General features: G+C 65.9%; 28 protein-coding genes. 17 read left to right on the top strand and 11 right to left on the bottom strand.

Translation table 11 applies throughout. The annotated features are described in order from the left end of the window. Positions 1-125 precede the first annotated feature (125 nt). Positions 126-611, top strand: coding sequence for an FKBP-type peptidyl-prolyl cis-trans isomerase (locus ACYQ1H_RS02915; protein WP_460026555.1), 486 nt, complete (start codon positions 126-128; stop codon positions 609-611). Between the two features lie 58 nt (positions 612-669). Here the strand turns inward: ACYQ1H_RS02915 and rimO are convergent, their stop codons facing one another. Continuing rightward, complete coding sequence (gene rimO / locus ACYQ1H_RS02910) at positions 670-1,983, bottom strand: 30S ribosomal protein S12 methylthiotransferase RimO (RefSeq protein ID WP_460026554.1); 1,314 nt, start codon at positions 1,981-1,983, stop codon at positions 670-672. A gap of 55 nt (positions 1,984-2,038) precedes the next feature. Next, on the bottom strand, positions 2,039-3,040 hold the full coding sequence (gene cmoB, locus ACYQ1H_RS02905; protein ID WP_460026553.1) for a tRNA 5-methoxyuridine(34)/uridine 5-oxyacetic acid(34) synthase CmoB: 1,002 nt from the start codon (positions 3,038-3,040) through the stop codon (positions 2,039-2,041). Positions 3,041-3,198: 158 nt separating this feature from the next. Between cmoB and hemF the strand changes: the two genes are divergently transcribed. Next, positions 3,199-4,110, top strand: coding sequence for an oxygen-dependent coproporphyrinogen oxidase (hemF, locus tag ACYQ1H_RS02900; protein ID WP_460026552.1), 912 nt, complete (start codon positions 3,199-3,201; stop codon positions 4,108-4,110). A 2-nt stretch (positions 4,111-4,112) separates the two neighbouring features. On the opposite strand, the gene ACYQ1H_RS02895 is transcribed toward hemF, so the two are convergent. Then, a complete protein-coding gene (locus tag ACYQ1H_RS02895) occupies positions 4,113-4,790 on the bottom strand; it encodes an MlaC/ttg2D family ABC transporter substrate-binding protein (protein ID WP_460026551.1) in 678 nt (225 codons plus the stop codon). Between the two features lie 96 nt (positions 4,791-4,886). Between ACYQ1H_RS02895 and hemB the strand changes: the two genes are divergently transcribed. After that, positions 4,887-5,903 (top strand): porphobilinogen synthase, encoded by a 1,017-nt coding sequence (gene hemB, locus ACYQ1H_RS02890; RefSeq protein WP_460026550.1) that lies wholly within the window; start codon positions 4,887-4,889, stop codon positions 5,901-5,903. 5 nt (positions 5,904-5,908) lie between these two features. Next, positions 5,909-6,745, top strand: coding sequence for a shikimate dehydrogenase (gene aroE / locus ACYQ1H_RS02885; RefSeq protein ID WP_460026549.1), 837 nt, complete (start codon positions 5,909-5,911; stop codon positions 6,743-6,745). A gap of 6 nt (positions 6,746-6,751) precedes the next feature. On the opposite strand, the gene ACYQ1H_RS02880 is transcribed toward aroE, so the two are convergent. Continuing rightward, the gene (locus tag ACYQ1H_RS02880) at positions 6,752-7,300 is read right to left on the bottom strand and encodes a gamma carbonic anhydrase family protein (RefSeq protein ID WP_460026548.1); all 549 of its coding nucleotides are present in this window, start codon (positions 7,298-7,300) and stop codon (positions 6,752-6,754) included. A 111-nt stretch (positions 7,301-7,411) separates the two neighbouring features. Between ACYQ1H_RS02880 and ACYQ1H_RS02875 the strand changes: the two genes are divergently transcribed. Together ACYQ1H_RS02875 and ACYQ1H_RS02870 are read left to right on the top strand one after the other, a co-directional pair. Beyond that, positions 7,412-7,987: a LemA family protein gene (locus ACYQ1H_RS02875; protein WP_460026547.1), complete on the top strand. Its 576-nt coding sequence runs from the start codon at positions 7,412-7,414 to the stop codon at positions 7,985-7,987. Between the two features lie 17 nt (positions 7,988-8,004). Next, the gene (locus tag ACYQ1H_RS02870; protein ID WP_460026546.1) at positions 8,005-8,952 is read left to right on the top strand and encodes a GIDE domain-containing protein; all 948 of its coding nucleotides are present in this window, start codon (positions 8,005-8,007) and stop codon (positions 8,950-8,952) included. Here the strand turns inward: ACYQ1H_RS02870 and ACYQ1H_RS02865 are convergent. Genes ACYQ1H_RS02865 through hisB form a run of 6 tightly spaced genes read right to left on the bottom strand, consistent with a single transcriptional unit; the run spans position 8,916 to position 12,467 of the window. After that, complete coding sequence (locus ACYQ1H_RS02865; RefSeq protein ID WP_460026545.1) at positions 8,916-9,275, bottom strand: phosphoribosyl-ATP diphosphatase; 360 nt, start codon at positions 9,273-9,275, stop codon at positions 8,916-8,918. The two genes, ACYQ1H_RS02870 and ACYQ1H_RS02865, sit on opposite strands and share 37 nt — an antisense overlap. Continuing rightward, positions 9,272-9,658, bottom strand: a complete 387-nt coding sequence (gene hisI / locus ACYQ1H_RS02860; RefSeq protein WP_460026544.1) for a phosphoribosyl-AMP cyclohydrolase — start codon at positions 9,656-9,658, stop codon at positions 9,272-9,274. The genes ACYQ1H_RS02865 and hisI overlap by 4 nt, the downstream gene beginning before the upstream one ends. After that, complete coding sequence (hisF, locus tag ACYQ1H_RS02855; protein ID WP_460026543.1) at positions 9,655-10,419, bottom strand: imidazole glycerol phosphate synthase subunit HisF; 765 nt, start codon at positions 10,417-10,419, stop codon at positions 9,655-9,657. The genes hisI and hisF overlap by 4 nt, the downstream gene beginning before the upstream one ends. A gap of 3 nt (positions 10,420-10,422) precedes the next feature. Next, positions 10,423-11,154 (bottom strand): 1-(5-phosphoribosyl)-5-[(5-phosphoribosylamino)methylideneamino]imidazole-4-carboxamide isomerase, encoded by a 732-nt coding sequence (hisA, locus tag ACYQ1H_RS02850; RefSeq protein WP_460026542.1) that lies wholly within the window; start codon positions 11,152-11,154, stop codon positions 10,423-10,425. 48 nt (positions 11,155-11,202) lie between these two features. Beyond that, positions 11,203-11,841, bottom strand: a complete 639-nt coding sequence (gene hisH, locus ACYQ1H_RS02845; RefSeq protein ID WP_460026541.1) for an imidazole glycerol phosphate synthase subunit HisH — start codon at positions 11,839-11,841, stop codon at positions 11,203-11,205. 32 nt (positions 11,842-11,873) lie between these two features. Next, positions 11,874-12,467, bottom strand: coding sequence for an imidazoleglycerol-phosphate dehydratase HisB (gene hisB, locus ACYQ1H_RS02840; protein ID WP_460026540.1), 594 nt, complete (start codon positions 12,465-12,467; stop codon positions 11,874-11,876). A 195-nt stretch (positions 12,468-12,662) separates the two neighbouring features. On the opposite strand from hisB, the gene ACYQ1H_RS02835 reads away from it, so the two are divergent. From ACYQ1H_RS02835 to ACYQ1H_RS02805, 7 genes are all read left to right on the top strand, one after another. After that, positions 12,663-13,535, top strand: coding sequence for a pirin family protein (locus tag ACYQ1H_RS02835; protein WP_460026539.1), 873 nt, complete (start codon positions 12,663-12,665; stop codon positions 13,533-13,535). 70 nt (positions 13,536-13,605) lie between these two features. Beyond that, entirely contained in the window at positions 13,606-14,169 is a 564-nt protein-coding gene (locus tag ACYQ1H_RS02830) for a YceI family protein (protein ID WP_460026538.1), read from the top strand. A gap of 56 nt (positions 14,170-14,225) precedes the next feature. Beyond that, positions 14,226-14,840, top strand: a complete 615-nt coding sequence (locus tag ACYQ1H_RS02825; protein ID WP_460026537.1) for a methylthioribulose 1-phosphate dehydratase — start codon at positions 14,226-14,228, stop codon at positions 14,838-14,840. Next, positions 14,837-15,397, top strand: coding sequence for a 1,2-dihydroxy-3-keto-5-methylthiopentene dioxygenase (locus ACYQ1H_RS02820; protein ID WP_460026536.1), 561 nt, complete (start codon positions 14,837-14,839; stop codon positions 15,395-15,397). Before ACYQ1H_RS02825 ends, ACYQ1H_RS02820 begins: the two co-directional genes overlap by 4 nt. Further along, on the top strand, positions 15,394-16,107 hold the full coding sequence (mtnC, locus tag ACYQ1H_RS02815) for an acireductone synthase (protein WP_460026535.1): 714 nt from the start codon (positions 15,394-15,396) through the stop codon (positions 16,105-16,107). The genes ACYQ1H_RS02820 and mtnC overlap by 4 nt, the downstream gene beginning before the upstream one ends. A gap of 263 nt (positions 16,108-16,370) precedes the next feature. Beyond that, positions 16,371-16,967 carry a YcbK family protein gene (locus ACYQ1H_RS02810; RefSeq protein ID WP_460026534.1) on the top strand — a complete coding sequence of 199 codons (597 nt, stop codon included), beginning with the start codon at positions 16,371-16,373 and terminating at the stop codon, positions 16,965-16,967. An 85-nt stretch (positions 16,968-17,052) separates the two neighbouring features. Then, complete coding sequence (locus tag ACYQ1H_RS02805) at positions 17,053-17,268, top strand: hypothetical protein (protein WP_460026533.1); 216 nt, start codon at positions 17,053-17,055, stop codon at positions 17,266-17,268. A 9-nt stretch (positions 17,269-17,277) separates the two neighbouring features. Here ACYQ1H_RS02805 and ACYQ1H_RS02800 read toward each other — a convergent pair whose 3' ends face one another. Next, positions 17,278-18,993, bottom strand: coding sequence for a L,D-transpeptidase family protein (locus ACYQ1H_RS02800; protein ID WP_460026588.1), 1,716 nt, complete (start codon positions 18,991-18,993; stop codon positions 17,278-17,280). 206 nt (positions 18,994-19,199) lie between these two features. On the opposite strand from ACYQ1H_RS02800, the gene ACYQ1H_RS02795 reads away from it, so the two are divergent. Genes ACYQ1H_RS02795 through sufC form a run of 4 tightly spaced genes read left to right on the top strand, consistent with a single transcriptional unit; the run spans position 19,200 to position 22,143 of the window. Continuing rightward, positions 19,200-19,673 carry an SUF system Fe-S cluster assembly regulator gene (locus ACYQ1H_RS02795; protein ID WP_460026532.1) on the top strand — a complete coding sequence of 158 codons (474 nt, stop codon included), beginning with the start codon at positions 19,200-19,202 and terminating at the stop codon, positions 19,671-19,673. 5 nt (positions 19,674-19,678) lie between these two features. Beyond that, positions 19,679-21,124, top strand: coding sequence for a Fe-S cluster assembly protein SufB (gene sufB, locus ACYQ1H_RS02790; protein WP_460026531.1), 1,446 nt, complete (start codon positions 19,679-19,681; stop codon positions 21,122-21,124). 10 nt (positions 21,125-21,134) lie between these two features. Beyond that, a complete protein-coding gene (locus ACYQ1H_RS02785) occupies positions 21,135-21,350 on the top strand; it encodes a GDCCVxC domain-containing (seleno)protein (protein WP_460026530.1) in 216 nt (71 codons plus the stop codon). Between the two features lie 40 nt (positions 21,351-21,390). Further along, positions 21,391-22,143 carry a Fe-S cluster assembly ATPase SufC gene (gene sufC, locus ACYQ1H_RS02780; RefSeq protein WP_460026529.1) on the top strand — a complete coding sequence of 251 codons (753 nt, stop codon included), beginning with the start codon at positions 21,391-21,393 and terminating at the stop codon, positions 22,141-22,143. The last annotated feature ends 5 nt before the right edge of the window (positions 22,144-22,148 follow it).

Below are 22,148 nucleotides of genomic sequence, written 5' to 3'. Positions count from 1 at the left end.
ACACTGAAGAAGGGTTGAAAATGGCTGGAATGGTAACGTACCCGGGCATGGCTAGGCAAAAGCAGCCTGCCGGCAGCAAAAACCGGCTATGATGCGGACTCAACTTCACGCAGATCGAGACATTCATGCAGATTGCCAATGAAAAGGTGGTTTCCATCCACTACACGCTCACCAACGATGCCGGCGAGATCCTGGACAGCTCCGAGGGTCAGGAGCCGCTGGCCTACCTGCACGGCTTCGGCAACATCATCGCCGGGCTGGAGCGGGCGTTGACCGGTCGCTCGGTCGGCGACAAGTTCACCGTCGCCATCGCGCCGACCGACGGCTACGGCGAGCGCGACGACGAGATGGTGCAATCGGTGCCGCGCAGCGCCTTCCAGGGCGTCGATGAAATCCATCCCGGCATGCAGTTCCAGGCCCAGTCACCGGAGGGCATGCAGCTGGTCACCGTGATCGGCGTGGAAGGTGACGAGATCATTCTGGACGGCAACCATCCCATGGCCGGCATGACGCTGAATTTCGCCATCGAAGTCACCGAGGTCCGCGAGGCAACGCGCGAGGAACTCGACCATGGCCATGTCCATGGCCCGGGCGGACACCATCATCACTGAGGCCTGACACGGGCGGGAGCGGGCCACCGCCCGGTTCCCGCCCTCCCACCCGACCCGATCAGGGCAGCAGGTGGGCCCACATATCGTGTTCGTCCGCCTCCTCGATCTCGACCTCCACCAAATCACCGACCTGCAGCTGGGTCGCGCCATCGATGAACACCTGACCGTCGATCTCCGGTGCATCGGCACGACTGCGACCGACAGCCCCCTCCTCGACCACCTCGTCGATCAGCACCATTTCCCGTCGCCCGACGCGGGCCGCCAGACGGTCGGCGCTGATCTGGGTCTGAAAAGCCATGAAGCGCGCCAGACGCTCTTGCTTGATCTCCTCGGGCACGGTGCCGGGCAACTCGTTGGCGACCGCCCCCTTGACCGGGGAATAGGCAAAACACCCCACCCGGTCCAGTTGGGTGATGTCGAGGAAGTCCAGCAGCCGCTCGAAATCCTCCTCGGTCTCGCCGGGAAAGCCGACGATGAAAGTGCTGCGCAAGATCAGATCGGGACAGATGTCCCGCCAGCGACGTATCCGCGCCAGCACGTCCTCGGTCGCCGCCGGCCGCTTCATCCGCTGGAGGACGCTCTCGCTGGCGTGCTGGAAGGGTATGTCTAGGTAGGGCAGAATCCGCCCCTCCGCCATCAGCGGCAGTACCTCATCCACGTGCGGATAGGGGTAGACGTAGTGGAGCCGCACCCATACCCCCAGTTCCCCGAGGGCGCTGGCCAGATCCAGGAAACGGGTCTTCAGGGGCCGGCCATGCCAGAAATCGGGCCGGTAGCGACGATCCACGCCGTAGGCACTGGTATCCTGGGAAACGACCAGCAACTCCCTGACCCCCGCCTCAACCAGCCGTTCGGCCTCGGTCATGACTTCGCCGATGGGGCGGCTGACCAGATCGCCCCGCAGGGAAGGAATGATGCAGAAGGTGCAGCGATGATTGCAGCCCTCGGAAATCTTCAGATAAGCGTAATGCCGGGGCGTCAGCTTGATGCCTTGCGGCGGGACGACCTCCAGGAAAGGATCGTGGCGGGGCGGCACATGCTCGTGCACGGCGGCCACCACCGCCTCGTAGGCATGCGCCCCGGTAACCTTGAGCACCGCCGGATGGCGCGCGCGGATTTCCGCCTCGCGCGCGCCGAGGCAGCCGGTGACGACGACCTTGCCGTTTTCGTGCAGCGCCTCGCCGATGGCGTCCAGCGACTCTTCCACCGCCGCATCGATGAAGCCACAGGTATTCACCACCACCAGATCGGCGTCCCGGTAGGTCGGCACCAGCTCGTAACCCTCGGCGCGCAGCTGGGTCATGATGCGCTCACTGTCGACCAGGGCCTTGGGGCAACCGAGACTGACGAAACCGATGCGTGCTGCGCTCATGGGTAAGACATTCCAGAAAAAGGGCGGTGGATTTTAGCCGAAGCCGGTCTCTCGCTCAGGGACTCTCGGCGATGAAGATCGCCCGGCGCGGAGCCGGCAGCCCCTCCACGGTCAGCGCCGGATTGCGCGGGTCGAGAAAATCCGGCAGGGACTGAAAGCACATCCAGTCGGTCGAGCGCTGCTCGGCGGACGTCGTGACTGACACATCGACACACCGGATGGCGCGATAGCCGCAACGCGCCAGCCAAGACTCCAGCGTGAGGCAGGACGGAATGAACCAGACATTGCGCATCTGCGCGTAACGGTCCTCCGGCACCAGAACCTCGCCCCGGCCGCCTTCGATGACCAGGGTTTCGAGCACCAGCTCGCCGCCCTGGCGCAAACAGCCCTTCAGCTCCAGCAGATGGTCCAGCGGCGAACGGCGATGGTAAAGCACCCCCATGGAGAACACCGTATCGAAGCAGCGGAGATTGCGGGGCACGTCATCGATGCCGACCGGCAGCACGGACACGGGATGGTCGCCGGCACAGTGCCTGACGGCCAGGAACTGCGCCACGCTCAGCAGCGTGGGATCGATACCGATCACCCGCCCGGCCCCGGCACCGAGCATCCGCCAGGCGTGATAGCCGCTGCCGCAGCCGACATCGAGCACCAATCGCCCGGCCAGTGGACTGATGGCATCGGCCAGTCGGTCCCACTTGAGATCGGAGCGCCATTCGGTGTCGATCCGGATGCCGAACAGCGCATAGGGCCCCTTGCGCCAGGGATGTAGTTCTCGCAGAAGCGCTTCCAGCAGCGCCCGGCAGCCGTCCTCGCAAGCGCCCGTCACGGTAACGGCCGGCCGGTTCAGCTCGACCCGCCGGGCCACAGGGCGCGGCAGGCGCCCAAGCACCGACTGCCAGCGCGGCCAGTCGCCATGCCGGCCGCCGCCGAAGGCTTGCAGCAACTGGGGCCTGAGCTGGTCCACCCACGCCCGCAGCCCCGTATCGCACAGGAACGCCAGCACGCTCTCATAATTCGCCGCCTCCGGGCCGGGCCAGGCCAGCCTCCGGGTCATCGACGATGCCCTGCGGCGGCCCGGGCGGCCGCCGCGAACGGCGGCCTGGCACACCCGAAAAACCCTGCCCCCCATGCTAGAATCCGGCCGATACCGGGCGCCGCAGGCCTTGCGGCAGCCCGCTGACACATCCCGCGACCCACCCGACAGGAAGAACCATGAGCGCTCCCGACATCAACGCCGTCAAGGCCTATCTGCTCGACCTCCAGGACCGCATCTGCCAGGGACTCGAAGGGGAGGAACCGGAAGCCCGGTTCCAGGAGGACAACTGGACCTACGACAGCGGCATCGGCGGCGGCCGGACCCGCGTTCTGGCAGGAGGCAAGCTGCTGGAGCAGGGCGGGGTGAACTTCTCCCATGTCATCGGCAACACGCTGCCGCCCTCGGCAACGGCGCACCGCGCCGATCTCGCCGGCCGGGGATTCCAGGCCCTGGGCGTCTCGCTGGTGATTCATCCGCGCAATCCCTATGTGCCGACCTCGCATGCGAATGTACGGTTTTTCATTGCCGAAAAGGAAAACGAGCCACCGGTCTGGTGGTTCGGCGGCGGCTTCGACCTGACCCCCTACTATCCCTTCGAGGAGGATGCGGTAGCCTGGCACCGCGCCGCGCGGGATGCCTGCCTGCCATTCGGCGAGTCGGTATATCCCCGCTTCAAGCAATGGTGCGACGAGTATTTCTATCTGAAACACCGCCAGGAAACGCGTGGTGTCGGCGGGCTGTTCTTCGATGACATGAACGAATGGGGGTTCGACCGTTGCTTCGACTTCCTGCGCAGCGTCGGCGACCACTACCTGAGGGCCTACCTGCCCATTGTGCAGAAACGGAAGGGCACCCCCTACGGGGAACGCGAGCGGGATTTCCAGCTGTACCGGCGCGGCCGCTACGTCGAATTCAACCTTGTCTACGACCGCGGCACCCTTTTCGGCCTGCAGTCGGGGGGCCGGACCGAATCCATCCTCATGTCGCTGCCTCCCGTGGCGCACTGGCGCTACAACTGGAAGCCGGAGCCCGGCAGCGCCGAGGACAATCTCTATCAGAACTTCCTCAAGCCCCGCGAATGGCTATGAACTCATAGCCGGCTCTTGCCGGCGGAGGTGGCGTCATTGCCGGAGCCGACCGGCTCCCGCATGGCGCCGGAATTGCGCTCGGACAGGTGTGCGATCAGCTGGTCCAGCGACCCGGTCTGCTCCACCTCGTCGTTGAAGCTGGTGCGATAGTTCTGCAGCAGGCTGATGCCCTCGATCAGCACGTCATAGACCTTCCAGTCGGTCCCCTCCCGCACCATGCGGTAATTCACCGCGACCGGCTGGCCGCCGGATTGCAGGATCTCCGTCTTCACCAGCGCCTTCTTGTCGGAGGCCTCATCGAGCGGCAGGTAGCGGATCTTCCAGTTGGCATACTCCGTGAATGCAGTAGTGTAGGTCCGCACCAGCAGCATGCGGAATTCCCGCTTGAAACGCTCGCGCTGTTCCGGAGTCGCGCTGCGCCAGTGTTTGCCCAGCACCAAGATGGATACCCGGTCGAAGTCGACATGCGGATAGATGATCTGATCGACCAGCGCCGTGGCCTTCTTGAAATCGGCCTTGTATTCAGGCTTCTGCAGCGAGACCTGCAACTGGTCCGCGGTCTCCTGGATCACCCGCTGCGGCGCAGCCAAGTGTTCGTCGGCAGCCGCCCTGCTGAGGGTGAGCAACCACACGAGCGCCAGCCCGTAGGCCAGCCAGAATTTTGTTTTCGTCGAATGCATCTTCAGGTCACTCCCGTTTCATACACTCCAACTATCATAACCTGCACGCCTCGAATACACTATGTGGATACCTCTCCGCAGCCCCCGACCAGCACCATGCCTCATCCTGCTCACGGCCACCATCCCCGGCTGAGGCCGCGCCGGCTGCGACGCGACGAGTTCAGCCGCCGGCTGGTGCGCGAACACAGGCTGTCCGCCGACGACCTGATCTACCCCTTGTTCGTGCTCGAGGGGCAACAGCGGCGCGAACCGGTAGCCTCCATGCCCGGCGTGTACCGGCTCAGCTTGGATTTGCTGCTGGCCGAGTGCCGGGAAGCGGCGGAGCTGGGTATTCCGGCGATCGCCCTGTTCCCGGTCACGCCGGCCGAACGCAAGAGCCTCGACGCGGCCGAAGCCTACCATCCCGACGGCCTGGCGCAGCGGGCCGTGCGCGCCATCAAGGCAGAACTGCCGGAGCTTGGCGTCATCACCGATGTCGCGCTCGACCCGTTCACGACACATGGCCAGGACGGCCTGATCGACGAGCGGGGCTACGTCATGAATGACGAGACGGTGGCGGTGCTGGTTCGCCAGGCCTGCTCGCATGCGGCGGCCGGCGCCGACATCGTCGCCCCCTCCGACATGATGGATGGCCGCATCGGCGCCATCCGCGACGCGCTGGAGGCATCCGGCCATGTGAACACCCGCATCCTGGCCTATTCGGCCAAGTATGCCTCGGCCTTCTACGGCCCCTTCCGCGACGCCGTGGGCTCCGCCGCCAATCTCGGCGGCGGCGACAAGTCCAGCTATCAGATGGATCCCGCCAACAGCGACGAAGCCCTGCGCGAGGTCGAGCTGGATCTGGCCGAAGGCGCCGATCTGGTCATGGTCAAGCCCGGCCTGCCCTATCTGGACATCATCCGCCGCATCAAGGATACGTTCGCCGTGCCGACCCTAGCCTACCAGGTCAGCGGCGAGTATGCGATGCTCAAGGCTGCCGCCCAGCAGGGCTGGCTGGACGAGCGCAAGACCGTTGTCGAGGCCCTGCTCGCACTGAAGCGCGCCGGCGCCGACGCCATCCTGACCTATTACGCCAAGACCGCAGCCCAGTGGCTGCGGGACAGCCGCCCCTGACCGGCATGGCCACCCCCGACCGCTATGCCGTCTTCGGGCATCCGATCAGCCATAGCCTGTCGCCGCGCATCCACCGCCTGTTCGCCCGGCAGACCGGCCAGCCGCTCGCCTACGACGCCCAGGATGTGCCGGCCGATGCCTTCGAGGCTGCCGTCACAAGCTTCCTGTCGGACGGCGGACGGGGACTCAACTGTACTGTTCCCCTGAAGGAACTGGCCTTCCGCATCGCCGACCGGCTGAGCCCCCGCGCACGCCGCGCGCAGGCGGTCAACACCCTGGCCCTGCAGGCGGATGGCTGTCTGCTGGGTGACAACACCGACGGGGCCGGCCTGGTGCGCGACCTGACCGCTAATCTCGGCCTCCGGCTGAGCGGCCAGCGCCTGCTGATCCTCGGTGCCGGCGGCGCCACGCGCGGTATCCTGGCGCCGCTGCTTGAACATGCCCCGGCGGCAGTGGTCATCGCCAACCGCACGGCAGCCCGCGCGGTGACGCTGGAGCACGAATTCCGCGACCTGGGCCCCGTCACCGGCTGTGGCCTCGAAACCCTGGCCGACGCGGCGCCGTGCGACCTGATCCTCAACGCCACGGCCGCGAGCCTCAGCGGCGAGCTGCCACCCCTGCCACCGGGCATCCTGGCGCCCGGCGGCGCCTGCTACGATCTCGCCTACGGGCAACGGCCGACACCGTTCGTGCGCTGGGGACAGGCGCACGGCGCGCGGCTCAGCGTCGACGGTATCGGCATGCTGGTCGAACAGGCCGCCGAGGCATTCGCCCTCTGGCGCGGCATCCGCCCCGAGACGGGGCCGGTCATCGCCGTCCTGACGGCCGACCGGGAGCGCTGAAGCCCGTCAGTCGGGACGGCCCAGCGCCAGTTGATGCTGGGTCTTGAGCCGGACGTAGCCATCCCTGGAATAGCCGAGATATTCGAGCTCCTGATCGCGCAGGGTGCGAGACGGCCGGGCTGGGCTGCCGACATAGAGGTAGCCGCTCTCCAGCCGCTTGCCGGGCGGCACCAGGGCACCGGCCCCGAGCATCACGCGATCCTCGATCACCGCGCCGTCCATGACGATGGCGCCGATGCCGATCAGGCACAGATCGCCGATCGTGCAACCGTGCAGCACGACCTTGTGCCCGACCGTCACACCACGGCCCACGAGCAACGGATAGCCTTCGGGATGCATCTCGCTGCGGTGTGTCACGTGCAACACGCAACCGTCCTGGATATTGGTCTCGTCGCCGATGACGATGCTGTTCACATCGCCGCGCAGCACGGTCATCGGCCAGATCGAGACATCCCGCCCGAGGCTGACATCGCCGATCACCACCGCGGTCTGGTCCACGAAAACGCCCGCCGCCAGACTGGGCGTCATCCCCTTGAATGGTCGTATGTTGCTCATGGCCTCTCACGCTTGCTGAACGGCGCCCCCGCGAAGCGCCGTCGTCATGTACTAAAATCGGCGCCAGGCGGCCGTCCGCCCGGCATTTCCCCCTTTCCGGAGCACCCGTTCATGATCATCGCCGGCTTCGTTCTTCTTGGCCTTGTGATCATTGCCATCGGCTACGTCATCCTGATCTACAACCGGCTGGTGAACCTGAAGCACGAGGTGGCCAGGGCCTGGTCCAACATCGACGTGCTGCTCAAGCAGCGCCACGACGAGCTACCCAAGCTGGTCGAAACCTGCAAGCAGTACATGCGCCACGAGCAGACCACCCTGGAATCCGTCATGCGGGCCCGCGCCAACGTCTCTTCGGCCCGCGAGCAGCATGATCTGCGGGCGCTCGGCGATGCCGAAAGCCGGCTGCGCCAGGGGCTGGTGCAGCTGTTCGCCACCGCCGAGGCCTATCCCGATCTCAAGGCCAACAGCGCCTTCCGCAGCCTCGAAGCCCGCATCACCAGCCTGGAAAACGCCATCGCCGATCGCCGGGAGTTCTACAACGACTGCGTCAACAGCAACAATATCCGCATCGAGGAATTCCCGGATATCCTCATCGCCCGCTTTTTCGGTTTCGAATCCCTCGATCTGCTGGAATTTTCCGACCAGGAGCTGAGCGACCCGGATCTCCGCGGCCTGTTCGGCGCCTGACCCTTGCGGCCATCGCCGTGCCCTACCCGACGCTCATCCGGGAGCTCCCGTCACAGGAGTTCTGGACCGGCTGGACCCTGGCCACGCTGGTCGCCGCCACCAGCCTGGCGGGCCTGTTCCGCTACCTGTCGCAGCTCCGCCTGATCGAGGACACGCCCAGCGCCTTCATCCGCTCCGCCCCGCAGGGGTATGTGGAATTGCAGGGCATCGTCCGCATGATGCCGGGCGAGCCGGTCACGGCCCCGCTCAGTGGCCGACCCTGTGTCTGGTACCGCTATACCGTGGAGCAGAAGCAGGGGAGCGGCAACAAGCATGATTGGACGGTCATCGAGCGCGGCATCAGCAGCGCCATTTTCCATCTCGACGACGGCACCGGGCGCTGCATCATCGATCCCGACGGCGCCGCGGTGATGCCCTCGCGCACCCGTCGCTGGCGGGGCCACACGCGCCGGCCCGGCAGCATGCCGGAGGAGACCGCAGGCCTCTGGGAGCGCCTGAACCAGGGCGGCGACTACCGCTACACGGAGAGCCGCATCGACGAGTTCGAACCCCTCTATGCGATCGGCTTCCTCAAGGCGCTCGCCAGCAGCGATCCCGGCACCGTAGAGGAGCGGGTCGGCCAGCTGGTGCGGCGATGGAAGCAGGCTCCGGCGGCACTCAGGCAGCGATTCGATACCGACCGGGATGGCCAGATCAGCCCGGCGGAATGGGAAACAGCCCTGGACCTGGCCGAGCAGGAAGTCCTGAATGGCTGGCACGAGACCGCCCATGACGCCGACATGAACCTGATGCACAAGCCAGCCGATCGCGGCCGGCCGTTCATTCTCTCCACCCTGCCCGAACGCGAGCTGGTCCGGGTCTACCGCCGGCGCACCCGGGTGGCGGCGATCCTGTTCCTGTTGTTCGGCAGCGCGTCGGCCTGGGCGCTTTACCTGCGCTTCTGGCCAACCGGCGCCGGAGGGTGAGGCCAGGGCTCGCGCGCAGCCTTTTCCGCCAGGCCCGACAGGCCGAAACGACGCTGCAGCTCGGCCAGCACCTGATCCGGACCCAGCCCCTGATGGGCCAGCAGCACCAGGCTGTGGAACCAGAGATCGGCCACCTCGTAGACGATCTTCTCGGCCACACCATCCTTCGCGGCCATGACCGTCTCGGTGGCCTCCTCGCCGATCTTCTTGAGAATGGCGTCCAGGCCCTTGGCGTAGAGCCGGGCGACATAGGACGACTCCGGATCCTGCGACTTGCGCTGCTCCAGTACGGCGGCCAGTTCGGCCAGAATATCCTGATTCATGTCGGATAGATGGATGCGGGGGATTTCAGCACCGGCTCCACCGCCTGCCACTGGCCATCTACCAGGCGGCGGTAGAAGCAGTGATGGCGACCGGTGTGGCAGGCGATGCCACCCGCCTGCTCGACAGTCAGCAGGACCACGTCCTCGTCGCAGTCCAGGCGGATGTCCAGCACCCGCTGCCGATGGCCGGATGCCTCGCCCTTGCGCCAGAGTTTCTGGCGGGAACGCGACCAATAGCAGGCATAGCCCTCGGCGACCGTCAGCGCCAGGGCTTCCCGATTCATCCAGGCCACCATCAGCACAGTGCCCGTTCCGGCTTCCTGCGCAATCACCGGCACCAGACCATCGCTGTTCCAGCGCACGACGTCCAGCCAATCGCTCACAAGCGCACCTCGATGCCGCGCCCTGCCATGTGCGCCTTGGCTTCACGGATGGTGTGCTCCGCGAAATGAAAAATGCTCGCGGCCAGCACCGCGTCCGCCTTGCCGAGGGTGACGCCGTCGGCCAGATGATCAAGCGTGCCGACGCCGCCAGAAGCGATGACCGGCACCGGGACCGCCTCGCTGATGGCGCGAGTCAATTCCAGATCGAAACCCGACTTGGTGCCGTCGCGATCCATGCTGGTCAGAAGGATTTCCCCGGCACCATAGGCCACCATGCGCCGCGCCCATTCGACGGCGTCGAGACCGGTCGGCTTGCGCCCGCCGTGGGTGAAGATTTCCCAGCGCCCGGGTGCGTCGGCCACCTGCTTGGCGTCGATGGCCACGACGATGCATTGGGAGCCGAAACGCTCCGCCGCCTCGCGCACGAACTCCGGGCGCGCCACCGCCGCGCTGTTGATGCTGACCTTGTCGGCACCAGCGTTGAGCATCCGGCGGATGTCCTCGAGGGTGCGGATGCCGCCACCCACGGTCAGGGGGATGAAAATCTCGCCGGCCACCTGCTCGACCACATGCACCAGGGTATCGCGGTCATGGGCGCTGGCGGTGATGTCGAGGAAGGTCAGTTCGTCGGCGCCCTCCCGATCATAGCGGCGCGCGATTTCCACCGGATCGCCGGCGTCCTTGATCTCGACGAACTTGACGCCCTTGACGACGCGGCCATTGTCGACGTCCAGGCAGGGAATGATGCGCTTGGCCAGCATAACTCAGTATTGCTCGGCGACCTTGCGGCCTTCGGCGAAATCCAGCGTGCCCTCGTATATGGCCCGCCCGGTGATGGCCCCGGACACGCCCTCGCCGACCACCGCGCCGAGGGCATGGATGTCGTCCAGGGTGTGGATGCCGCCGGAGGCAATCACCGGAATGCGGATGGCGCGCGCCAGCCGGGCCGTGGCCTCGACGTTGACCCCCTGCAGCATGCCGTCGCGGCTGATGTCGGTGTAGACGATGGCCTCGACACCGTCATCCTCGAACTTCTGCGCCAGATCGATGACATCATGATGGGAAAGCTTCGACCAGCCGTCGATGGCCACCTTGCCGTCCCGGGCGTCCAGCCCGACAATGATGTGGTTGGGAAACTCGGCCGCCACCTCGCGCACGAAATGCGGGGCACTGACCGCCTTGGTGCCGATGATGACGTAATCGACGCCGGCATTCAGGTATTCCTGGATGGTGTCCTCGTCGCGGATGCCGCCGCCCACCTGGATCTGCACCTCGGGATAAGCCTCGCGGATGGCATGGATCACCCCGCCGTTGCGCGGTTTGCCGGCGAAGGCACCATCGAGGTCGACCAGATGCAGCCGCTTCGCCCCATCGCCGATCCAGCGCCCTGCCACGGCCACGGGATCATCGGAGAAAACCGTATCGTCTTCCATGCGGCCCTGCCGCAGACGGACACACTTGCCATCTTTGAGATCGATAGCAGGTATCAAAAGCATGGGAATATCCTCGACTTGGGGTGGATGAAGCGCGCGCGAAACCGGCGATCAGGGCGACCAGCTCAGGAAATTGGCCAGCAGGCGGAGACCGGCGGCCTGGCTTTTCTCGGGATGGAACTGCACGGCAAAAAGATTGCCCCGGGCCAGGGCGGCGGCAAACGGGACCGGGTAGTCCGCCGTGCCGACGATGTCGGCGGTCTCCGCCGGGACCGCATGGTAGCTGTGTACGAAGTAGAACCAGCTGCCAGCCTCGATGCCGGCCCAGACGGGATGATCGATGCGCGGTTGCACCCGGTTCCAGCCCATATGCGGGATTTTCAGCGGCTGGCCGCGGGCGTCCACCAATCCGTCGGCGAAGCGGACGACCCGGCCGGGCAAGAGCCCCAGACAGGCCGTGCCCTCGTTTTCCTCGCTCGCGTCCAGCAGCGCCTGCATGCCAAGGCAGATGCCCAGCAGTGGCCGGCTGGCGGCCGCCTCGCGCAGCACGGGCGCCAGCCGGCGGGCGCGCAGCGCTTCCATGCAGTCGCGGATGGCGCCGACGCCGGGAAAAACGACACGATCGGCCCGCAGGATGGCGGCGGGCTCATCCGTCACCATGACCGAGACCGAGCGGTCGGCATGCTGCAGGGCCTTGGCAATGGAGTGCAGATTCCCCATGCCGTAATCGATGATTGCAACGGAAGACATCGGCAAACGGGATGATCGGGCCGGAAGGGTGGTTAGAGGCTGCCCTTGGTGGATGGAATCGCGCCCTGCATGCGCTCGTCGGGCTCCAGTGCCATGCGCAGGGCGCGGCCGAAGGCCTTGAAGATGGTCTCGGCGACATGGTGGGCATTCTGCCCCTTCAGGTTGTCGATGTGCAGGGTCACCCGGGCATGATTCACGAAGCCCCGGAAAAACTCCCCGAACAGGTCGACATCGAAATCGCCGATCCTGGCGCGGGGGAATTCGACCCCGTAGGACAGGCCGGGCCGACCGGAGAAATCCACCACCACGCGCGACAGCGCCTCGTCCAGCGGGACATAGCTGTGTCCATAGCGGCGGATGCCGGTCTTGTCGCCCACCGCCCGCTCGAAGGCCATGCCCAGGGTGATGCCGATGTCCTCGACCGTGTGATGGGCATCAATGTGCAGATCGCCATGGGCGATCACATCGAGATCGATCAACCCATGCCGGACGATCTGGTCGAGCATGTGATCGAGAAAGGGAACGCCGGTCTCCAGCCGCGCGCGGCCGGTGCCGTCGAGCGCGAGGCGAACCCGGATCTGCGTCTCGGAGGTGTTGCGCTCGATCTCGGCGCTGCGGGGGTTCATGTGGAAACAGGAAGGACAGGGCGGCACATGGCGGAACATCATATAACGGCGGAACCGCAATTGCTAAGCCGGCCCGCGCGAGGGCCGTCGGCACGGGCGCGAACGCGGAACCTTGCCCATGGCGCGCCGATACCGGGTAAAGTCCGCACCGGAGCCCTGCCCCGGCGGGACCCGGATTTTCGCCAGGAGACCACCATGAACGACCGCGTATCCGTCATCACCGTCAACCGCCCCCGGCGTGTCGAGCAGCGAATCACCGGCCACCAGACCTCGGACGGTGCCGGCGTCAAACTGACCCGCGTCATCGGCCAGGCCCTGCATCGCCGGCTCGATCCCTTCCTGATGCTGGACGCCTTCCGCAGCGATCATCCCGAGGATTACATCGCCGGTTTCCCGGACCACCCGCACCGCGGCTTCGAGACCCTGACCTACCTGGTTGCCGGCCGCATGCGCCACCGCGACAGCGCCGGCCACGAGGGACTACTGCAAAGCGGCGGCCTGCAGTGGATGCTGGCCGGCCGCGGCGTCATCCATGCCGAACTGCCCGAACAGGAACAGGGTGAGATGGAGGGCTTCCAGCTGTGGCTGAACCTGCCGGCGAACGCGAAGATGTCGGCCCCCGATTACCGCGACGTGCAGGAATCCGAGATCCCCGGCTTCACGACGACCGAAGGGGCGGCCGTGAAGGTGTTGATGGGCAGCAGCCATGGCGTCGCCGGCGCCATTGCGCGTCCGGTGACGGAACCGCGTGTCCTCGACATTCGCCTGCCGGCGGGCAGTCGTTTCGACGACCGGCTGCCCCCCGAGCATCACGCCGCGCTGTACGTCTATCGTGGTACCGTGGCCATCAGCGGCTCCCCGGTGCACACCAGGCAGCTGGCCATCCTCGAACAGTCGGCGGACAGCGACGGCCTTGCCCTGACCGCCGAGGCCGACAGCCGCGTCCTGCTGATCGCCGGCCGGCCGCTGCACGAACCGATCGTGGCGCACGGCCCATTCGTGATGAACACCGAGGCAGAGATCCGGCAGGCCATCGCCGATTACCAGGCCGGGCGACTGGCCGCCTGAGGCGGGGCAACCCCTGCCGCAGGCCACCTGCCCGCCACAACTAGCGACAACCCCCTCGCAGAGAACCGCCATGCACAAACTGACCCTCGCCCTGCTCGCGTCGTTCGCGGCCGCCGATGGACTGGCCGCGGAAACCTTCACCATCGACCCCGACCACACGCTGCCCCTGTTCGAGGTCAACCACCTCGGCTTCTCCACCCAGCGCGGCCGCTTCGACCGCACGGCGGGCAGGATCAGCCTGGACACCGCCAAGCAGACGGGCTCGGTGGAGCTGACCATCGCGGCCGATTCGATCAACATGGGCCAGGCGAAGTGGAACGAGCACATGCAATCGGCGGACTTCTTCAACGTCGCCCAGTACCCGACCATCACCTTCCGGTCCGACAGGCTCCTGTTCGAGGGCGGCAAGCCGGTCGCGGCCGAGGGCCAGCTGACCCTGCTGGGCACGACCCGCCCGGTATGGCTGAAGATCGAGCGCTTCACCTGCGGCGAGAACCCCATCGTCAAGAAGCCCCTGTGCGCCGCCGACATCGAGGCCACGCTGAAGCGCTCCGAGTTCGGGATGACCAAATACCTCCCGGGCGTCGGCGACGAGGTCCGCGTGCGGGTGCCGGTCGAGGCCTTTCGCGACTGATTGAGTCCGCCGTCGGCGCTGTCTACAATCGGCGCCTTTACCCCAGAAGCCACCGGATGTCAGACGACTTTCCCCCGCGCGCCCAGGAACTGATCGAGGCCGGGCGCTTCATCGACCGGCGCGGCTGGGTTCCGGCCACCAGCGGCAACTTCTCCGCCCGGCTGGCGGATGGCCGCATCGCCATCACGGTCTCGGGTCGCCACAAGGGGCGGCTGGTGGCCGACGACATCATGCTGGTCGATGCCGATGGAAACTCGCTGGACGACCGCCGCCCCTCGGCGGAAACCCGTCTGCACACCGCGCTTTACCGCCGCTATCCCGGCACGGGTTGCGTCCTGCATCCGCATTCGCCGGGGGCGACGCTGGTCTCGCGGCTGTGGCCGGACGAGCTGATCCTGGAGAACTACGAACTGCTGAAGGCGCTGGGCGACATCCGCACGCACGCGACCCGCGTGCGGATACCGATCTTCCCCAACGATCAGGATATCGACCGCCTCGCCGCCCGGGTCGACGACTGGCTTGACCAGCATGGCGACACCCATGGCTATATCATTGCCAGCCATGGCTTCTACACCTGGGGCGCAACGGTGGCGGCGGCCCTGCGCCAGGTCGAGGCCCTGGAATTCCTGTTCGACATCGAATCACGCCTGCACGGAGTGAAAACCCCATGAGTCACTTGACGATTTGTCCCGCGGACCGGCCGGAAGCCGCAACCATCACCAGCGACCCCGCCGTCATGGCCGACTGGCTAGGGGAAGCCGGCGTCCTCTTCGAGCGCTGGACCACCGAGCAGCCACTGGCGGCGGACGCCAGCCAGGAGGCGGTGATCGCGGCCTATCAGGGCTCGGTCAACCGGCTGATCGACCGCTATGAGTTTCGCTCGGTCGATGTCGTCAGCCTGCGGCCCGACCACCCGCAGAAGGACGAACTGCGCTCCAGGTTTCTCAACGAGCACACCCATGCCGAGTACGAGGTCCGGTTCTTCGTCGAGGGCCGGGGGCTCTTCTACCTGCACCCGGACGAACGGGTGTTCATGGTGCTGTGCGAGCAGGGCGACCTGCTGAGCGTGCCGGCCGGCATGAAACACTGGTTCGACATGGGCGAAAACCCGCACTTCAAGTGCATTCGCCTGTTCACCAACCCGGACGGCTGGATCGCCGACGTCACCGGCGACCCGATCGCCGCGCGCTTCCCCAACTTCGATCAGCACCTGGCAAGCCTCGCATGATCCGGGCCATCCTGACCGACATCGAGGGCACTACCTCGTCCCTGTCCTTCGTCAAGGAGGTGCTGTTCCCCTACGCACGGGCGCATCTTGGCGACTTTCTGGAGCGGCATGCCCAGGAACCGGCTGTCGCCGCCGAGCTGGCGGAAGTGGCCCGGCTGTCCGGGCGCCAGCTGACGCTGGCGGAGACCACCGCACAGCTGCTGGCATGGATCGACGCGGATCGCAAGGCGACACCGCTGAAGTCGCTGCAGGGCATGATCTGGGAGGCGGGCTACCGGCAAGGGGATTTCCTCGGCCATCTCTACGAGGACGCCACGCGCCAGCTGCGGGCGTGGCGGGCGGATGGAATCCGGCTGTACGTGTTCTCATCGGGCTCGGTGCAGGCCCAGAAACTGCTGTTCGCCCATACCGCCTTCGGCGACCTGACACCGATGTTCAGCGGCTATTTCGATACCCGCATAGGCCCCAAGCAGGAAACGTCGTCATATCAGGCCATCGCACGGGAGATCGACCTGCCGCCCGCCACCATCCTGTTCCTGTCGGATATCGAGGGCGAGCTCGACGCGGCGCGGGCGGCGGGCCTCGCGACCACCCGCCTGATCCGCGAGGACCCGGCAAGCGATGCATCCGCTCATCCGGTCGCCCGGCACTTCGACGACATCCAGGTTTGCCGTTCACAGATAAACCCTTTACCGGACCAAGACCCTTGATCCCAAGCGCGCGCACCCTGCCCGGGCACACGCACTCCCACAAAACAAGCTCATACGGCACGAACCTTGCCTTGCAAAAAAGGCAAATAATGCTTGATCCTTGACCGTGGGATCAGTACATTGGGCGGCGACATGGGAATCCATTCCCGCCCTTGCATCGAGAAATTCCCCACCTTCTTCAGCGCCTGTTCGCTTCCGGCACCTGGAGAATTCCTCGATGCTCATGCGCAAACCCAACGACTATCGTCACCGGAGGTAAGCCTGTGAGTCATCAGCCGCGTCTGATTGCCACCCCCTCGTCCCTGCCCCGCCCCGTCGGCACGATCTCCCGCCGCAGTTTCCTGACCCGGGCCACCCTGGCCGCGGCAGGCGCCCTGATCCTGCCACCAAGCCGGTCGGTCGCCAGCCTCCTCGGCACGGAGCGCACCCTGAGCTTCCACAATGTTCACACCGACGAGGAACTGACCATCCGCTGCTGTCCGGAGCAGGATTACGACCGCGAGACCCGCCTGCGCTTCAGCAGCCTGCTCCGCGACCACCACGCCGACGAGATCCGGGAAATGGACCCGGGCCTGATCGACATCTTCTTCGCCATGTCGGCGTTCACCGGCTCCAGCGGCCCCTTCCGGATACTCTCCGGCTACCGCTCCCCCGAAACCAACAGCTGGCTGCGCCGCTTCAGCCATGGCGTCGCGGAACACAGCATGCACATCGAAGGCAAGGCCGTGGATATCCGCATGGACGACGTCAGCACCCGCGAAATACGTCAGGCCGGCCTGGCCCTGGCCATGGGCGGCGTGGGCTACTATCCGCGCTCCAATTTCGTGCACCTCGACACCGGGCGGGTGCGCCACTGGTAGGTGCTGCCGACCGACCACCGATCATGGGGCGCCACCCAAGGTGTCCCCAGCATCCATCCCACCACCCTAGCCCACCCCCTGCCCCATGCATATCGACGCCGACGGCAACATGGAATTGTCCGCCGAGGAAAACCAGCGCCTGATGGACCAGCTGGAAATCGACCCCGAGGACTACGACGATCCGCCCGTCGAGATCGAGTGCACCGGGATGGAGGAAGCTGCGGCCACCTTCCGGGCCACCAACACGCGCACCGGCAAGTCAGTGACGCTGGTCTTCGACATGGTCGGCGACGAGGACTGAGCCCGCGCCTCAGCGCGGGTAGGGAAAACCGCGCGCCAGCAGCACCTGCAGCGTGCGGTCATGGCCGTAGATGTCCTCGAAGAAACTGATGGCGCCATCCGGATCGGCCATCACCGTCGAGTAGAGGATATAGACGGGGATCGGCTTCCTGAGGTTGATGGTCCTGGTCGCCTCGCCCTGCATGGTTTCCTCGATGCGCACCAGCGGCCAGTCGCCGTTATCCGCCAGCACCCATTCCGCCAGCCGGGCGGGTTCCTGCACCCGTATGCAGCCATGGCTGAAATCGCGCCGGTCGCGGCTGAACAGGCTCTGGCTGGGCGTGCCATGCAGGTAGACGTTGTTGTTGTTGGGAAAGGAGAACTTGATCGGCCCCAGCGCGTTCTTGGTGCCGGGTTTCTGGCGAATCTTGTAGGCGCCCGCGGCGACCTGGTCGAGCACCGCCTGGCTGACGGCCTGCGGCTTGGCCTGCGGAGCGAAGCTCGACACGATCTCCATGTCGTTCCTGGCGAGATACTTGGGGTTGCGCAGGATCGCCGGCACCAGTTCCTTGGCCGCGATGCCCTCCGGGACATTCCAGTAGGGCCGGAAGGTAACCATGGTCATGTCGGAATGGAAGACCGGGGTGCTGCGCCCATCAATCGCCTCGCCGACCACCACGTTCATCTCGATGTCATAGGACCCGGGTCCCTCGCCCGTGCGCGCGCCGTACAGCTTGAAGGAGGGAATGTTGACGATCAGGTAATGCCCGCGCACATCGGGCAGCCAGCGCAGGCGCTCCAGCCCCAGCTGGATCTGCTTGAGCCGGTCGGCGATCGGTGTCGACAGGCGCGCCAGCGTGTTCCTGCCGATGATGGCGTCGCTGCCGAGCCCGTGCCTTACCTGATAGCGCCTGACCGCCTCGGCCAGCGCGGGGTCGTAGAGCTCGGACGCCGCCAGCGCGGGATCGACATCCCTCAGATCACCCAGCGCCACCAACAGCTTGCGCAGCGCCGGCACGTCCTTGTGGCTCATGCCGGGGGTGAACTTGGCCGGGAAACCGAAGCGCAGCCGCGGCACCTCGCGCGCCAGTTGCCGGTAGCGCAGCAGGCCCTCCTTCAGCGGACGATACATCGGAAAACGCGGCTCCAGCGATGCCAGCACCTGCTCGGGATGCGGGCTTTGCGTCAGCTCGCGAACCCGCTTCGGCACATCCAGCCGCTTGGGCTCGACGTTCAGGCCGAAACCCACCGTGCGCGGATTGATCCGCCCCAGGTAGACATTGCTCACATAGCGGGTGGCGGCCACGCTCAGCGCGACGTCGAAATCGGCCACCGCGGGCGGCTCGCCCGCCTGTAGCGCCGGCCCCACCAGCCACTGGGCCAACAGGTCGGCATCGTAATCGACGGCATTCAGACCAAGATCGTCGGCGCCGGCAAGACTCTGCACCAGCAGCCGCGCCTGATCGGTCGGCTTGCCGTCGCGATACCACAGCGGCGCCGGCGTCGCCGGGTCATAGAGTTGCGCCAGCGCCTTGGCCACATCGGAAAAGTTGCCCCAGCGCAGGGCCGGATGCCTGCCGGCGGCCAGCCGTTGCCGGATTTCGGTGGCCACCACCGCACCCTCGGCGGCCAATGCCGGCACCGGTGCCGGTGCCGCGCCGGCGAGCATGACCCACCCCCACAACACCAGCAGCCCCAGCCCGCTGACACCGCGCATTTCCCGCATCCGCCGACGACGACGATACATTCCCAGCACGTCCACCCTCTCTCTAGTTAGCCGAATCTCTGGTCCGGACAATCCGGCAGCCGGACCATCCGCAAGGGCGCCAGTATAGGACGGGACTCGCTCGCCCGCCCGCAGCGGATGCCGCACCGCCTCCGGCAAAAGCCTAGTTCTTTACTTGGTTATTAAACAGGACTAAAATGGTCCCCAATGAGTGGGAGCCATCGTCCATGCTGCGCATCAGCAAACTGACCGACTACGCCATCATCATCCTGGGCTACATGGCCAAGACGCCCGGCAAGACCTATACCGCCGGCGAACTGGCGGATTCCGCCGGTGTCGCGGCGCCAACCGTCAGCAAGGTGCTCAAGGCCCTGGCGCGCGCCGAGGTGCTGCGTTCCACCCGCGGCTCGCGCGGCGGCTACCAGCTGGCGCTGCCGGCGGAGGAAACCACGGTGGCCGCCATCATCCGCGCGCTGGAGGGGCCGATCGCGCTGACGGAGTGTGGCCTGGAAAGCGCCCAGTGCGAACAGTCGGCGTCCTGCCATATCCGCGGCAACTGGTCGGTGCTGAATCGCGCCATCCAGGCGGCGCTGGATGCGGTCACGCTGGCCGACATGGCCAACCCGATGACGCGCGCTCCGGACGGTTTCAACATCCCTCTCGGCAGCATCACCATCCAGCCACGACGCAACATGGAGTAAGACCAATGGCGGCGACTGCAGAAGCACTGGAAAAAATCATCCACAAGGAATACAAGCCGGGCTTCGTGACCGACCTGGAGGCGGACACCCTGCCGCCGGGCCTGAACGAGGATGTCATCCGCGCCATCTCGGCGCGCAAGCGCGAACCGGAATGGATGCTGGAATGGCGCCTGGCGGCCTATCGCCACTGGCTGACCATGACCGAGCCGACCTGGGCCTACGTGCATTACGAGCCGGTCGACTATCAGGCCATCAGCTACTACTCGGCGCCGAAGACCCAGGAGGCGCCCAAGAGCCTGGACGAGGTCGATCCGAAGCTGCTGGAAACCTACAAGAAACTGGGCATCCCCCTGTACGAGCAGGAGCGGCTGGCCGGCGTGGCGGTGGACGCGGTATTCGACAGCGTCTCCGTGGCCACCACCTTCAAGGACAAGCTGGCGGCGGCGGGCGTGATCTTCTGCTCGATGTCCGAAGCCATCCAGGAGCATCCCGACCTGGTCCGCCAGTACCTCGGCTCCGTGGTGCCACCGTCCGACAACTTCTTCGCCGCGCTCAATTCGGCGGTCTTCTCCGATGGCTCCTTCGTTTTCATTCCCAAGGGTGTGCGCTGTCCGATGGAGCTGTCCACCTACTTCCGCATCAACGCCGCCAAGACCGGCCAGTTCGAGCGGACCCTGATCATCGCCGAGGCCGGCAGCCACGTCAGCTACCTGGAGGGCTGCACCGCGCCCATGCGCGACGAGAACCAGCTGCATGCCGCCGTCGTCGAACTGGTGGCGCTGGACCATGCCGAGATCAAGTATTCGACCGTGCAGAACTGGTACCCCGGCGACGAGGAAGGCCGCGGCGGCATCTACAACTTCGTCACCAAGCGCGGCGACTGCCGGGGCCGCCAGTCCAAGATCTCCTGGACCCAGGTCGAGACCGGCTCGGCCATCACCTGGAAGTACCCGAGCTGCATCCTGCGCGGCGACGATTCCGTCGGCGAGTTCTATTCCGTCGCGGTCACCAATCACTGCCAGCAGGCCGACACCGGCACCAAGATGATCCACATCGGCAAGAACACCAAAAGCACCATCATCTCCAAGGGTATCTCCGCCGGCCGCGCCCAGAACAGCTATCGCGGCCAGGTGAAGATACTCAAGAGCGCCGAGAACGCCCGCAACTATACGCAGTGCGACTCGCTGCTGATCGGCGACCGCTGCGGCGCGCACACCTTCCCCTACATCGAGGTCAAGCAGCCCACCGCCCGCCTGGAGCACGAGGCCACCACCTCGAAGATCAGTGACGACCAGCTGTTCTTCTGCCAGCAGCGCGGCCTGTCCGCCGAGGATGCGGTGTCCATGATCGTCAACGGCTTCTGCAAGCAGGTATTCAAGGAGCTGCCGATGGAATTCGCCGTGGAAGCGCAGGCCTTGCTGGGCATCAGCCTGGAAGGGAGCGTCGGATGAAGCGCACGCCATGGAACCGCGCTCGGTCATTACCTGCCCCCGCTGCGGCCATCGCCGCGAGGAGACCCTGCCGCTGGATGCCTGCTGGTATTTCTATGAATGCACGGCCTGCCGGGCCCTGCTGAAACCCAGGCCGGGCGATTGCTGCGTGTTCTGTTCCTACGGCACGGTCAAGTGTCCGCCGGCGCAAGCCGGCGAGTCTTGCTGCCGGATGGCCCAATCCTAGTGTTTAGCGTGCGCGTGCCGCACATCCCCAAGGTGAAATCATGCTGAAGATCGAAAATCTCCACGCCCGCGTCGACGACAAACCCATCCTCAAGGGGATCAGCCTGGCGGTGAAGCCCGGCGAGGTCCACGCCATCATGGGGCCGAACGGCTCCGGCAAGAGCACCCTGTCGCATGTCCTGGCCGGTCGCCCCGGCTACGAGGTGACCGGCGGCAGCGTCACCTATCTGGGCAAGGACCTTCTGGACATGAAGCCCGAGGAGCGTGCCCGCGAGGGCGTCTTCCTGGCCTTCCAGTACCCCGTGGAGATTCCCGGGGTCAGCAACATCTACCTGCTCAAGGCGGCGCTCAACGCCATCCGCAAGCATCGCGGCGACGGCGAGGTCGACGCCATGGATTTCCTGCAGCTGGTCAAGTCGAGGATCAGGGCGCTGAACCTGGACGAACAGTTCCTCTACCGCGGCGTCAACGAGGGTTTTTCCGGCGGCGAGAAGAAGCGCAACGAAATCCTGCAGATGGCCATCCTCGAACCGCGCCTGTGCGTGCTCGACGAAACCGACTCCGGCCTCGACATCGACGCCCTGAAGATCGTCGCCGACGGCATCAATGCCCTGCGCTCTCCCGATCGCGCCTTCATCATGGTCACGCACTACCAGCGCCTGCTGGATTACATCAAGCCCGATGTGGTGCATGTCCTGGCCCAGGGCCGCATCGTCAAGTCCGGCGGGCCGGAACTGGCGCACGAACTGGAACAGAAGGGTTATGGCTGGATCGACCAGAGTGTTGCCGCCTGAGGAAG

It is taken from the genome of Methyloparacoccus murrellii (assembly GCF_054657115.1).
The sequence above is the reverse complement of the archived record's forward strand: the minus strand, read 5'-3'. Positions and strand labels throughout refer to the sequence as shown.